This is a genomic window from Parafrankia irregularis, from assembly GCF_001536285.1.
GTDB classification, from domain to species: Bacteria; Actinomycetota; Actinomycetes; order Frankiales; family Frankiaceae; genus Parafrankia; species Parafrankia irregularis.
The window spans coordinates 61,295-74,631 of sequence record NZ_FAOZ01000014.1; the positions used below are offsets into that span (position 1 = coordinate 61,295).

Annotated in this window: 10 protein-coding genes; 2 read left to right on the plus strand and 8 right to left on the minus strand. The window is 72.7% G+C overall.

Features of this window, described 5'->3' with window-relative positions; genetic code table 11:
- Positions 1-44 precede the first annotated feature (44 nt).
- From purL to AWX74_RS21040, 5 genes are all read right to left on the minus strand, one after another.
- Positions 45-2,303, minus strand: coding sequence for a phosphoribosylformylglycinamidine synthase subunit PurL (purL, locus tag AWX74_RS21020; RefSeq protein ID WP_091279605.1), 2,259 nt, complete (start codon positions 2,301-2,303; stop codon positions 45-47).
- Positions 2,304-2,375: 72 nt separating this feature from the next.
- Positions 2,376-3,332, minus strand: a complete 957-nt coding sequence (locus AWX74_RS21025; protein ID WP_091279608.1) for an ABC transporter substrate-binding protein — start codon at positions 3,330-3,332, stop codon at positions 2,376-2,378.
- Positions 3,333-3,337: 5 nt separating this feature from the next.
- Positions 3,338-4,057 (minus strand): phosphoribosylformylglycinamidine synthase subunit PurQ, encoded by a 720-nt coding sequence (gene purQ / locus AWX74_RS21030; protein WP_091279611.1) that lies wholly within the window; start codon positions 4,055-4,057, stop codon positions 3,338-3,340.
- A gap of 174 nt (positions 4,058-4,231) precedes the next feature.
- A complete protein-coding gene (locus AWX74_RS21035) occupies positions 4,232-4,777 on the minus strand; it encodes an ATP-binding protein (protein WP_091279614.1) in 546 nt (181 codons plus the stop codon).
- Positions 4,778-4,877: 100 nt separating this feature from the next.
- Positions 4,878-5,837, minus strand: coding sequence for an NAD(P)/FAD-dependent oxidoreductase (locus AWX74_RS21040; RefSeq protein ID WP_091279617.1), 960 nt, complete (start codon positions 5,835-5,837; stop codon positions 4,878-4,880).
- 503 nt (positions 5,838-6,340) lie between these two features.
- Between AWX74_RS21040 and AWX74_RS21045 the strand changes: the two genes are divergently transcribed.
- The gene (locus tag AWX74_RS21045) at positions 6,341-7,360 is read left to right on the plus strand and encodes a DUF5926 family protein (protein WP_091279620.1); all 1,020 of its coding nucleotides are present in this window, start codon (positions 6,341-6,343) and stop codon (positions 7,358-7,360) included.
- Positions 7,361-7,367: 7 nt separating this feature from the next.
- Positions 7,368-8,561, plus strand: coding sequence for a geranylgeranyl reductase family protein (locus AWX74_RS21050; RefSeq protein ID WP_091279623.1), 1,194 nt, complete (start codon positions 7,368-7,370; stop codon positions 8,559-8,561).
- 67 nt (positions 8,562-8,628) lie between these two features.
- On the opposite strand, the gene AWX74_RS42085 is transcribed toward AWX74_RS21050, so the two are convergent.
- The 3 genes from AWX74_RS42085 to AWX74_RS21065 all read right to left on the minus strand — a co-directional run bounded on the left by AWX74_RS42085 (position 8,629) and on the right by AWX74_RS21065 (position 13,309).
- Positions 8,629-10,851, minus strand: coding sequence for a MinD/ParA family ATP-binding protein (locus tag AWX74_RS42085; RefSeq protein WP_091279627.1), 2,223 nt, complete (start codon positions 10,849-10,851; stop codon positions 8,629-8,631).
- A 190-nt stretch (positions 10,852-11,041) separates the two neighbouring features.
- Positions 11,042-11,893 (minus strand): nickel pincer cofactor biosynthesis protein LarB, encoded by an 852-nt coding sequence (larB, locus tag AWX74_RS21060; RefSeq protein ID WP_091279631.1) that lies wholly within the window; start codon positions 11,891-11,893, stop codon positions 11,042-11,044.
- A gap of 447 nt (positions 11,894-12,340) precedes the next feature.
- Entirely contained in the window at positions 12,341-13,309 is a 969-nt protein-coding gene (locus AWX74_RS21065) for an aminoglycoside phosphotransferase family protein (protein ID WP_091279635.1), read from the minus strand.
- Between the last annotated feature and the right edge of the window lie 28 nt (positions 13,310-13,337).

Consider the following 13,337-nt stretch of genomic DNA (forward strand, 5'->3'; position numbering starts at 1 on the left):
CCCGCCGGCCCGGGTCGTCCGGGCCGGCGCCGGTCACACGGGTGTCAGCCGGTGCGACCGAACAGGCGAGGCAGCGTCCCCTCGTGTGCCGTCCGCAGCTCGTCCAGCGGGATGGTGAACTGGCCGGCGACCTCGAGGTCGACAGCCGCCGTCACAGCGCCGATTGGCCGCCACGGCAGACCACGTGAGGCACACAGGGCCGCGAGCCGATCCAGGTCGGCGGCGGCGACGGTCACGACCGCGCGCCCGGCCGACTCGCTGAACAGCTCGACGAACGGGTCGGCGTCCGCGGGGAGCTCGAGGCGCGCGCCGTGCCCGCCTCGCAGGCAGGATTCGACCAGGGCCTGCGCCAACCCGCCCTCGGAGAGGTCGTGCGCCGCGGTGAACACGCCGTCGCGCCCGCCGGCGACGAGTACCTCGGCGAGCGACTTCTCCTGGGCCAGGTCGACGGCCGGTGGCGTACCGCCGAGGTGACCGTGGGTGACCCAGGCCCACTCGGAGCCGCCGAGCTCGTCCCGTGTCTCACCCAGCAGGACGACGGTGTCGCCCGCGCCGGTGAAGGCCATGGCGGTGCGGCGGCCCACGTCCGGCAGCAGCCCGAGCACGCCGACGACCGGGGTGGGATGGATCGGAGTCGCCCCGGTCTGGTTGTAGAAGGAGACGTTGCCGCCGGTGACCGGCAGGCCCAGGCGCCGGCACGCCTCGGCGAGGCCCGCGCAGGCCTGGGCGAACTGCCACATGACCTCCGGGTCCTCGGGCGAGCCGAAGTTCAGGCAGTTGGTCACCGCGATCGGCTCGGCGCCGACGGCGGCGACGTTGCGGCACGCCTCGGCGAGGGCGAGCTGGGCGCCGGCGAACGGGTCCAGCCGGGCATAGCGGCCGTTGCCGTCGGTGGCGAGCGCGATGCCGAGCCCGGAGGCTGACAGCCGCAGCACGCCGGCGTCCTCGGGCTGGGCCAGCACCGTGTTGGCCTGTACATACCGGTCGTACTGCTCGGTCACCCAGGCCCGTGAGCACAGGTTCGGCGAGGCGACCATGCGCAGCAGCGTCTCCCGCAGCTCGGCACCTGTTCCGGGACGTACCAGGGCAGTCGGTGCGTCCGCGTGCAGCAGGTCCAGATCGGCCGGGCGGCGCAGCGGGCGCTCGTAGACGGGCCCGTCGTCGGCCAGCGAGCCGGGCGGGACGTCCACCACGACCTCGCCGTGCCAGCGGACGATGAGGCGACCGCTGTCGGTCACCGTGCCGATCCGGGTGGCGTGCACGCCCCAGCGCTCGGCCAGAGCCAGCACCTCGGGCAGCACGTCGGGGGTGACGACGGCCAGCATCCGCTCCTGCGACTCGCTGGCCAGCACCTCATGGGCCTCCATCGACGCCTCGCGCAGCGGGACGAGGTCGAGGTCGACGTCCATGCCGCCGGGCTGGCCGGTCGCGATGCCGGCGGCCGTCGTCTCGGTGAGCGCGCAGGTGAGGCCGGCGCCGCCGAGGTCCTGGATACCGACGACCAGCCCGCGGTCGAAGAGCTCCAGGCAGCACTCGATGAGGATCTTCTCGGTGAACGGGTCGCCGACCTGCACCGACGGGCGCCGGGCCGGGCCACCCTCCGCGTCGAACGTCGCCGACGCCAGGACGGACACCCCGCCGATGCCGTCCCGACCCGTCTTCGCGCCGAGCAGGACCACGGCGTTGCCTACGCCGGTGGCCGCGGAGGTCTGCACCCGGCCGACCGGCATGACGCCCACGCACAGCGCGTTGACCAGCGGGTTACCCGCGTAGACCGGGTCGAAGACGACCTCGCCGCCGATGTTCGGCAGGCCCAGGCAGTTGCCGTAGCCGCCGATTCCGGCGACGACACCGGGCAGCACCCGGGAGGTGTCGGGGGCGTCCGCGGCACCGAAGCGGAGCGGGTCGAGGACGCCGATCGGCCGGGCCCCCATGGTCAGGATGTCGCGGACGATGCCACCGACACCGGTGGCCGCTCCCTGGTAGGGCTCCACGAAGCTGGGATGGTTGTGTGACTCGACCTTGAAGGTGACGGCCAGGCCTTCGCCGACGTCCACGACACCCGCGTTCTCGCCCATCCCGACCAGGAGCCGGTCGGTGGCCGGGGTGTCCCGGAACTGGCGCAGATGCACCTTGGAGGACTTGTAGGAGCAGTGCTCGCTCCACATCACCGAGTACATGGCCAGTTCGGCGTCGGTCGGGACCCGGCCGAGGGTCGCGACGATCCGTTCGTACTCGTCGTCGGTGAGGCCGAGCTCGCGGTAGGGCTGGCTGGTGGTGGGGGCGGAGGGTGTTCCGGTCACCGCCCCATCCTGGCGGATCCGCGGGCGCAGGGTGTCGGCGACGCCCGGGCCGTCCGCCTCGATGAGGAGGCGTCAGCCCTCGAGCAGGCCCTTGTCGGCGAGGTAGTCGCGGGCGACGTCCTCGGTCTTCTGCTGCTCGGCGTCCACCTTCTTGTTGAGCTCAGCCAGATCCGCCGTGGTGAGCACCGGTGCCAGCGCGTTCAGTGCGGACGTTATCCGCGGGGTGAGTGAGGCGGAGTTCACAATGGGCACCAGGTTGTCGGCGTTCTGGAGCTTCTTGTCATCCGTGAGCACGACCAGGCCGTAGTCGGTGACGGTCGCGTCGGTGGTGAGCACCAGCCCGAGCTGCGCTTCGTCGTCCCGAACGGCGGCCTTGGTCTGCCTGGTCGCTACCCCGGTCTCGAGGATTCCGCTGATCTCGATTCCGTACACCTTCTCCAGGCCGGGCGCGCAGAACGGGCGGTTCACGCATTCGGCGCCGGCCGCGAGCTCGACGGCGAGCCCGCTCGCCCCGAGGTCGGACAGCGTCTTCAGGTTGTGCTCCTCGGCGAACGACCGGCTCACCGCGAAGGCGTTCTGGTCGACGGCGTCGGCCGGTTCGAGGACGCTCAGCCCCCGCGCCGCCGCGAGCGTGCGGAGCCTGGCCAGTGCGGCGTCCAGATCGGACGCCGTGCCGGGCTGGAGATCGCCGCCGTTGCCCTGGGAGCTGAGGAGGTTGGCATAGGTGGCGACATACTGCGGCATCGCGTCGATCTCGCCGCTCTCGAGCGCGGACTGGCCGTCCTCCGTGGTCGACAGCGAGGTCCGTTCGACCTGGTAGCCGGCCTGGTCGAGCAGTTCGCCGTACATGTCGGCGAGGATCGTGCTCTCGGTGAACCCGGCGTCCGCGACCGTGAGCGAGCCGAGGTCACCGCCTTCGGGCTCCCCGCCGCCACCGCAGGCGGCGACCGCCGCCAGTGTCACGGCGAGCAGCGTCGCCGCCACCGAGCCCCGCCTCGCCCCGCCTCGCCTCGCCGAGCTCCTTCTCATCAAGGTCAGAGCGCCGCGCGAAGCAGGTCACCCAGCACGGAGGTGAACATCCGCAGCCCGTCCGTGCCGGGCCCGGTCAGCTCCTCCACCGCATGCTCCGGATGCGGCATCAGGCCGACCACCCGCCGGTTCTCGCTGCACACCCCGGCAATGTCGTCGACAGACCCGTTGGGGTTCCCACCCACATAGCGGACGACCACCCGATCCTGTGCGGTCAGCTCGGCCAGGGTCGACGCGTCGACCACATACCGGCCCTCCCCGTGCTTGACCGGGATGAGGATCTCCTCGCCGGCGGTGTAGGCGCTGGTCCAGGCGGTGCTGCTGGTCTCGACGCGAAGCCGCTGGTCCCGGCAGATGAAGTGCAGCCCCGAGTTGCGGGTCAGCGCGCCGGGCAGCAGCCCGGCCTCGCACAGGACCTGGAAGCCGTTGCAGATCCCGAGCACCGGCAGACCGTCGCGCGCCGCCGCGACGACCGCGCCGACGACGGGGGAGAACCGGGCGATCGCCCCCGCGCGCAGATAGTCGCCGTAGGAGAAGCCACCGGGAAGGACAACGGCGTCGACGCCGTGCAGATCGCTGTCGCCGTGCCAGAGCGGGATCGGGTCGGCACCTGCGAGCCGGACGGCCGCGGCGGCGTCCCGGTCGTCCAGCGAACCGGGAAAGGTCACCACGCCGACCCTGGGCGCCCCTGGCGTGCCTGCGTCGCCCAGCGGAACTTCCGGCATCTGTCCCCACCACCGTCTTCGCCCGTGACCTCGATCCGAGGCGTAACCGGCCTCAACCTACCGGCCTGCCACGGGATGAACCATGATCTGAGCCTTTTCGATCGTCGACTTCCGTCGTCGACTCGGACCTGTGGCGGCCCCGAGGAGGGGCGAAATCATCCCGGAGGGGGCCGATCAGGGGTCCCCGCCAGCACGGGCCCGGATGAGCTGCGCGCCGGGGGAGCGGTCATTCCAGGTCAGAACCTTCTCCAGATGCACCCTGGTGCCCTGGTGTGGTCCCTCGACGGCGTCGAACCGGACCCGGTCCATGAGCGCGCGCATCAGGAGGATCCCGCGGCCGCCTTCCGACAGGTGCTCGGCCGCGCCGTCGCCGTCGCCGTCGCCCTCACCCTCGCCGCTGTCGCTGTCGCTGTCGGCCGGGCCGTCGCCGTTGGGGCTCGCTCCGCCGCCTTCGAGGGCCTTGGCCACATCGAAACCGCCGCCGTGGTCGACGACCTCGATCACGGCGAGCCCGTTGTCCACACCGACGCGGACCTCGTAGTCGTCCTCCGCGGTCGCGTGCGCGAGCACGTTCGCGCAGGCCTCGGTCAACGCGAGCTCGACATCGGCGATGCAGTCCGGCGAGACACCGAGCACGGTGAGGGCCTGCGCACAGATTCGCCGGACGATCGGAATGGAGATCTCGTCCCGGGGCAGCGACAGACCCAGCTTGATCTCCACGTCGCTCGGTGTACCCCCGGCGCTCCGTCAGCAACCAGCGACGCCTGCGACGACGACCACATCGACGTCAACGACGACGAGCGCGCCGGGGACGAGGATGTCAGGTCAGTGTGCTGATGATCGCCCGCGCTAGATCCGTCCCCGAGCGCCAGGCCGACTCCACCCGGGGTTCGCCCCAGCCGTCGCCGGCCAGGCCCACCCGGGCCGCGCCGAAGAAGTACGTCTGCTCCCGGGGCGCGGCCGGGCGGGCGAACGTCCAGCGCTGCACGTAGGTCCAGTCGGGTTCGGCCGGGATGCCGAGCAGCCGCCGCAACGCCTCGGTGAGCGCCGGCGCGGCCGCCGGTGGGTCGGCGAGCCGGCCGGCGGCGAACTGGGCGGTCGAGTGCGCGACCAGCACGGGCGCGTTGTCGCCGCGGCGGCGTCCGTCGTCGGCGATCCACTCGATGGTCGGATCCCGGTGGACGAAGGCGCCGTCGATCGGTGACCACCGCCGGGTGGACCAGCCGGCGAGCAGGGCGAGAACCGGCGTCCAGGCCCGTCCGAGCAGGGCGGCGCGTTCGGCGTGGAGCTCGGGAACGAGATGGCGCAGGGCCTGTGGGTCGGGCATCGCCAGGACGACGGCGTCCACCGGCTCGCCGTCCACCATCGGCCCCGGCTCCACCGTGGTGACCGGGGACGAGTGCGAAACTCGGACCCCACCACGGGCGGCCAGGTCGGCCACGAGGGAACGAATGCCGCGAGGGGCCGCGTACCGCAGCGGGCCCGGCACCGCGGCGGCGATCGTGCGGGATGGCCCGTCGATCACGGGGAATCTCGTCGTCCAGGGCCGAACGAGGCCGCGGGTGAGCCAGTCGTCGACGATCTCCAGGAAGTCGGGGCCGCGGGCGGTGAAGTACGACGCGCCGGAGTCGACGATCCGGCCGTCGATCCACCGGGACGCCATCCGGCCGCCGACCACCCGGCCGCGGTCACGTACCTCGACCTCGATGCCGTGGGCCCGAAGCTCCCGCGCACAGGCGATCCCCGCGATCCCACCACCTGCGACGACGACTTTTGACACGTTCCAACCGTCCTGGGTAGATCTTCCTCTCCGAAGCGGACCCGAAGCTGGTGTGGAGCGGGCGGGCCGCGACGTCATCGTGCCCCGACCGGCAGCTGCGGGACGTCCCCGGCGGGCGCTTGGGTGCCGATCGGAGGGAAAACACCCGTACGGAAGGGGGGAACCCCGCGGGCCGAGGCAACGATGACGCGGCCGGCGCCCCGTCGGACCGTGATCGACCCGCCATCGACCCGCCATCGACCCGCCATCGACCCGCCATCGACCCGTGATCGACCCGCGATCGGCATGCGGGCGGTGGCGCATGTCGGGAGGTGGCCTGACGCGCTGATGCCCTAGCCTTACCGCCTAGCCCTGTCGCGTTCCACCGAGCCGCTCGCGGTCCGCGGAACTCGATCTTTGCTCATCTGCCCGCGCGGCGTCCGGCGCTGCGCGGGCCCGGCCGCGGAGGCTCCCCGATCGCCCGCCGTACGACGCCCAGCCGTCCCGAATCCCGTTCCGACCAGGTGCCGGCCGTCGGACCGCGCCAGCCCTGCCCGTGTGGCTCCGGCCGGCGGTACAAGGCGTGCCATGGCGAGCGGACCCGTCCGGCGCCGGTGCTGCGCCCGTTCCAGGGCCGGCAGGACGAGCCCGACCTGGTCGCGTTGCGTGAGTTCGTCCCCAGCGCGACCGCCCCGCTGACGCTGTCGGCGGAGCACCTCAACGCCCACCCCGATCACGCGGACCGGCGGATCATCCTGGGCACGCTGCTCCCGCAGGCCGCGCCCGCGGTGGTCCGTGACGACGGCGAGATCCTGCTCGCGATGCAGACCCTGGTCAGTGGTCTGGACCCGGCGGCCGATCTCGCCGGCGCGCTGCTCGCGGCCCTCGACGCGAAGCCCGGAACGGTGGTGGAGGGCCCGCCGGCCTCCGCGCTGGCGGCCGTGGAACAGCTGCCCGGGGGCCTCGCCGAGCTGCCCCGGCTCGCCGACCTGCTCGACCCGGCCCCGCTGGAGGTGACCGTCCACTCAGGTTTCACCTGGTGGATTCCCTCGTCGGAGGGCGCGGAGCCCAGCGCGGAGGTCGCCGCGAGCCTGGACCGGGCCAACGCGACCGTCGTCCCGACCACACGGCTGGAGTCCGTGCCGGCGGCCTACTGGTGCAACCCGGGCGACCGGCTGCACCTGCGGTGGGCACTGCCGCTCGGCGGCGGTGGCGATGGGGATGGCGGCGGCGAGTCGTCGCGGGCGCTGTCATCCTCACGTGATCTCACCGAGGAGGCGCTGCTCGACGCACTGGCCCGGCTTTCCGCCGCCGGCCAGCTCAGCGTTGGTGAAGGGTCACGTTTCGTGGGATCCTTCCGCGCGGACGGTCTGGTCGTGCCGGTCTGGGACCTGGCCCCCGGCGCGGACGCCGAATCCTGTGAGAAGCCCGCGGCGGCGCTCTGGGCGGCGCTGCGGGAGACCGTCGCCGACGCGCGTGCCCTCACACCACAGGAACGGCGGGTCCGCGCCGGCGTGGTCGGGCGCACGCTCACCCTCCGCTAGGCCGGCGGTGGCGTTCTCGGAACCGCTCGGTGGGGAACCGCCGAGCGGCCTCTTCGACGTGGTCGTGCTGGGTGCCGGACCGGCGGGCACGAGCGCCGCGCGGGCGGCCGCCGAGGCGGGCGCCCGCGTCTGCCTGCTCGAACGCATGGACGTCCCGCGTTACAAGACGTGCGGTGGTGGGCTCGTCGGCCTGTCGATGGACCATGCTCGGATCGACCTCGCCCCGCTGGTCCGCGCGCGGGTGGACGCGCTCACCATGACCCTGGACGGACACCGCACCGTCACCCGGCGCCGCCGTGACGGCCAGCCGCTGCTGTCGATGGTGATGCGTTCCGAACTGGACGCGGCGCTGCTGGACGCGGCGAAGTCGGCCGGTGTCGAGGTCCGCACCGGCACGCACGTCACCGGCCTGCGCGAGGACGACACCGGGCCGGGGAGCCCCGCGGTGACGGTGCAGGTCCGCTCCGGCCCGGCGATCCACGGGCGGGTCGTCGTCGGGGCGGACGGCACCTCCGGCCGGGCCGGCACCTTCGTCGGCGTCACCTGCGACCAGGTGGATGTCGGTCTCGAAGGCGAGTTCGAGGTGTCCGCCGCCGTGGCCGCCGAATGGTCCGGGCGCATGCTGCTCGACTGGGGGCCGGTACCGGGGTCGTACGGCTGGGTCTTCCCCAAAGGCCGGGTGCTCACGGTCGGCGTCATCGGCAGCCGGGACGAAGGCTCGGCGCTGCGCAGCTACTACCAGGCGTTCGTCGACCGGCTCGGCCTCACCGACGCGCCCAGGTTGCACGACTCCGGCCACCTCACCCGAGTGCGGTCCGAGAGCTCCCCGCTCCGGCGCGGCCGGGTGATCGTCGCCGGCGACGCCGCCGGCCTGCTCGATCCGTGGACGCGGGAGGGCATCTCCTTCGCACTCCGCTCCGGTCGGCTCGCCGGTACCAGCGCCGCCGCGGGCGCCGCCGGCGACCTGGGCGCGCTCGAGCGCTATCCGGCCCGGATCGGGGACGTCTTCGGCCCCGAGATCACCGCCGGCCGTTCGGTGCTGGCTGCCTTCGCCCGGCGTCCCGCGTTGATGCACGCGATGATGGTCGGCGTGCCCGGCACCTTCGGCCTGTTCGGCCGAATCGTCGAGGGCCGTTCCACCGTGGCGCGTCAGCTGCGTCGTCCCGGAGTGGCCGCTGTGGTGGCCGCGCTCGCGAAGTGACCGAGATGGTCGGGACGGCCGACACGATCGGGATGGTCGGGATGGTCGGGACGGTCGGGCGGGCGCGTCAGTGGAAGCGTTCGGCCACCGCTCCCGCGATCTCCTCGTAGGACCGGCGGGTCTCCCGCCGGAGGAGGTCGAGGACGATGGGACCACCGGCGGCGAGATGCGGGTCGAACGGCACCCGGACCACCTGGCGGGTCCGCGCCGCGAAGTGCTCCTCGAGCGCGTCGACGTCCACCGCCTCACCGGCCTGCGGAAACATGGTGATCACGGTGATGGCCTCGCTCACGTGGGCGTGGTATCCATGCGCGTCCAGCCAGTCGAGGGTGCCGCTGGCACTGGCGCCACCGTCCGCGCTCGCGTTGCTGACGATCACCAGGGTGTCGGCGAGCTCCAGGACCGGGCGCATCGCGCTGTGCACCATGCCGGTGCCGCAGTCGGTGAGCAGGATCGAGTAGTGCCGCTGGAGCAGATCGTCGATCGCCCGGTAGTCCTCGTCGGAGAACGCGTCGGAGATCTCCGGGTCGCTGGCCGAGGCCAGCACCTCCAGCCGCGACTCGGACTGCGACAGATACCGACGGACATCCACGTAACGGTGTAGTCGATCGGCGTCCGTGAGCAGGTCGCGGACGGTGTGGCGGGTCGTTCGCGACAGGCGCGTCCCCAGAGTTCCGCGGTCGGGGTTCGCGTCGATCGCCACAACCCGGTCGCCGCGCAGGCTCGCCAGCGTGGATCCGACCGCGGCCGTGGTTGTGGTCTTGCCGACGCCGCCCTTGAGGGACAGCACCGCGATGCGGTGACAGTCATCCAGGGGCGTGCGGACCCGGCCGATCAGCCGCCGGTAGCGAGCCTCCTCGGGGGACGGGCCTGGATTGAGCGTGCCCGCGGACACCTGGTAGAGCAGCCGGCGCCACCCACGGGACGCCGTGTCCGGCCCGGCGGGCAGCAGCGCGTCCGCGGGCAGCCCGCCGTAGGGGTCGGCCGGATGATCGCCATAGGGCTCGTCATACGGCTCGTCATACGGCTCGAAACGTGGCGAAGGCTGGTCCCAGTCCTGCTCCCGTGCCCGCGGCTCGTCGTGAGGCAGATCGCTGCGGGGATGCCGGCCCGCGGCGACGATGGGGTAGTCGTGTGGCTCTGTCGAGTAACCGGCCCGCCCCGTCGAGGTCGCGTAGCCAGGTTGATCCGCCTGGTGATCGGGCGGCTCCGTCAAGCCGGCCGGCTCCGCCGGCGGGGGCTCGCGCAGCCAGGACGCCACCCGCCCGGAGCGGTAGGGATCGGTTCTCGGCGCGGTCGAGGCCCCGGTGGACCCGGGTGGCGGCGGTGGGGCGGCATAGCCCGGCGGCGGGAGCGGAGGGGGCGGGGGCGGAAGCGGTGGTGGAGGTGGCGGCGGCGCCGCGTAGCCGGGTGGCGACAGCGGTGGAGGGGGCGACAGTGGCGGCGGGGACAGCGATGGAGGGGGCGACAGCGGCGGAGGCGGCGCGGGATAGAGAGTGGACGGCCGGTACTCGCCCGTGGCTGCCGGCGGCAGGCCGTGATCGAGAAGCGGATCGAACGTCCGCGTCGGCACTCCGTCGATCAGGCGGGCCGGTTTTGCCGGCGGAGCAGGCGGGATCGCCGTGTCGTCGTAGGCCGTGTCGTCGTATCCGGGCCGCAGCGACGGCCAGGTGTCCACTCCCGGCCGCGCGGGTGGCGGTGGTGGCGGCGAGTAGAGCGGCTGCGGCGGCCCCGGCAGGGCGGCGGTCGGCCCCGGAAGGGCGGAAGTCGGGCTGAGATGGCCGGCGGTCGGGTTCGGCTGGGCTGCGTTCGGGTTCGGCAGAGCGGCCGGCCCGGCCAGGGCGGTTGGTTGCGGCGAGTCCGCGGCCTGCGACCAGGCCGGGGGCTGCGACCAAACGGGCGGTTGCGACCAGCCCGGTTCTCTCGGACGGTCCGGGCCACCAACCTCGATTCCGCCTACCTCGATGCCCCCGAGGCCACTGCCCGCGGCCGTTACCGGGGTTGACCCGACACCGAGGCCGCCACCATGCACGCCGGCACCATGCACGCCGGCACCATGCACGCCGGCACCATGCACGCCGGCACCATGCACGCCGGCACCATGCACGCCACCGACGTCGATCCCGCCGACGTCCACCCCGCCGACCTGCACGCCGCCCACGTCGATCGCATCGCGGTCGTTCCTGGGCCGGTCAGGCATGCGGATGTCGTACGCCCCGGTCACCTCCACGGACATGCCACCGGAAGGCGACGGGTGGCCCCCGCCACCGATGTCGTCGGTCCTGTTCATGGTCGCCTGCTCATGATCCTGCCTGAGATGTACGGCCGCCCTGTGACGAAATCACACGGTTGCGCCTGACTCGGCACACTGTCCAGCCTTGATCCTCCGTTCGGGCGGTCAACAACGGACGCTCATCCAGGATGACACGACTCTCCACGCCCTGACACGGCACGGTCCGTGGCCGCCGGACCATGCCGCGTCAACGGTGGGTGGACTCGCTGCGCGCCAGGCGGGCGACCCGGGCGGCGAAGAGGCCCGCGCCGAAGCCATTGTCGATGTTGCAGACGACAATTCCCGGCGCGCACGAGGTGAGCATGCCGAGCAGGGCGGAGAGCCCACCGAAGCTCGCCCCGTACCCCACGCTGGTCGGTACCGCGACCAGCGGAGTGCCGACCAGGCCGCCGATGACGCTGGGCAGTGCGCCTTCCATCCCCGCCACCACGACCAGGCAGTCGGCGCGCTCCAGTGCCGGGCGCGCGGCCAGTACGCGGTGCAGCCCGGCCACCCCGACATCGCGCACCATCTCGACGCCGGCTCCCGCGGCGGCGGCGGTCATCGCGGTCTCCTCGGCGACGGGGGCGTCCGAGGTGCCGGCGGCGACCACCACGACCAGTCCACGAGGCTCGGGCAACGGACCGACGACCACCGTCGCCGGACGTCGATCACCCGTGAGCGGGCTGCCCGCGAGCTGGTTCGTGGTCAGCGGCTCGGCACCGGAGCTGACCTGGGCATCCGGCCAGCGTTCGCGTAGGGCCGCGACCGTGACGTGATCCGCGCGGGTCACCAGTGTGGGCCGGGTGACGCCCGAGGCGCGGCGCAGCGCCTCGACGATGCCGACGGTCTCCGCCGCGGTCTTGCCGGCCCCGAAGACCACTTCAGGATCACCGGTGCGGATCCCCCGGTGGGTGTCGACGCGGGCGTAGCCGAGATCGCGGAAGCCCGAGCCGTCGGCACCCAGCGGGCCGGCGGCCAGCTCGGCCGCCGCGGCCTCGGGGTCGACCTGTCCGGTGGAGACGGCCTTCAGCAGGTTCCGCAGACTTTCGGGGTCCATACGGCTGATGCTGCCACCGGCGCCGAGATCGATGCCGCCGGAGATCAGTGAACCTTTTCCCTCTCACGGTGCGCGGGCGGCAGTGGACAGCGACCGGAAAGTCGCACCTCGAAGATCTGACGACCACGGCCGTCCCAGGGACCATGATCCCCCGGTCCGCATCAATCGGGACAAACTGGGCAAAATGTCACTTGGTAATCGGCAAGAAGTGAGGATCGGGGTTGCTGCAACAGCCAGAATCTTCACTTTTTGCTCGGTGGCGGTGGCGGTGGCGGTGGCGGTGGCGGTGGCGGTGGCAGGGGCAGTAGCGGCGGCTGTCCGAGGCTCGGGATCGTGCTCCGTGTTCCAGGACGACGAACATCCTCAGCCCTTCGAGCCCGAGCATGGGTGATCATCCGAGCCCATGCGGTCAGGGAGCCGTGGGCACGGGTCCGCGAGGGACGAGACTCAGCGGTAGAGAGCCCATACCGCGTGATCGGCGCCCGAGCGCAGGCTGTCGAGCCGGACCGCGAACTGGGCCGCGGCGCTCGGGCGGCTGGCGAGCATCGGGACCACGCTCGTGACGAGCTTCAGCTCCCGCACCGCCCGCAGCGCCGGGAATCCGTCCCAGGCGGTCACGTCGAAGCCGTAGGCGCGGGCGAGCTCCGCCGAGGCGGCGGGCGGGCGCCCGAACCGCAGCGGGCCCAGCGCCACCGGCACCAGGTCCCACTCGGCCGGCCCGTGGCAGGTCGCGTCGAAGTCGCAGATCACGATCTCTCCGGAGGCCGAGCGGATCAGATTGCCCAGGTGTGCGTCTCCGTGGATGACGGACCGCGGTAACTCGTACCTGACGGCACCGAGCGCCTCCTCCACCCGGCTGAAAAGGCCTTCGAGGAACGTCCGGTCCCGGGGTGCGAGGCCCTCCGCGTCGTCCAGGCGCCGGCGGACGTCGTCCAGCGGATCCCAGGACGGCAGCGGCGGCTCGGGCGGCTCCAGCGCGTGCAGGCGGCGCAGGATCGTGGCCAGCGCGTGGGCGGAGCGCACCGCACCCGGATTGGCGTCGCCCCGACCGGCATCGACCGGATTGGCGTCGCGCGGATCGGCGTCGCCCGCGCCGACGTCGCACCAGATCGTGGCCACGTAGTCGTCCACCCGGACCGGTGCGGGCACGCCGGGCAGCAGCCGCACGGCGGGCATCCCGTGGTCGGCCAGCCAATGCGCGACCTGGACGACCTTCTCGACCCGGTGATGCATCGCGCTGGAGGTGGCGATCCGCACGATCGCCGCCGCGTGCGGCAGCCGGTAGACCGCGTTGACGGTCAGCTTGATCGGTTCGGCGTCACGGTCATCGATCCCGACGCTGGCGCAGACGCGGTGCAGCGCCTGCCGGGAGCGCGCCGCGGTGAAGCGACCATCGGACCGCTCCGGACGCTGCATCGGTGCCGCGGGCGTGGTGGCGTCAGAT

Coding starts and splice junctions, on each gene's coding strand:
- AWX74_RS42085 (WP_091279627.1), bottom strand. CDS start 10,851: ATGAACAGGACCGACGACATCGGTGGCGGGGGCCACCCGTCGCCTTCC.
- purQ (WP_091279611.1), bottom strand. CDS start 4,057: ATGCCGGAAGTTCCGCTGGGCGACGCAGGCACGCCAGGGGCGCCCAGG.
- larB (WP_091279631.1), bottom strand. CDS start 11,893: ATGGACCCCGAAAGTCTGCGGAACCTGCTGAAGGCCGTCTCCACCGGA.
- AWX74_RS21065 (WP_091279635.1), bottom strand. CDS start 13,309: ATGCAGCGTCCGGAGCGGTCCGATGGTCGCTTCACCGCGGCGCGCTCC.
- AWX74_RS21025 (WP_091279608.1), bottom strand. CDS start 3,332: ATGAGAAGGAGCTCGGCGAGGCGAGGCGGGGCGAGGCGGGGCTCGGTG.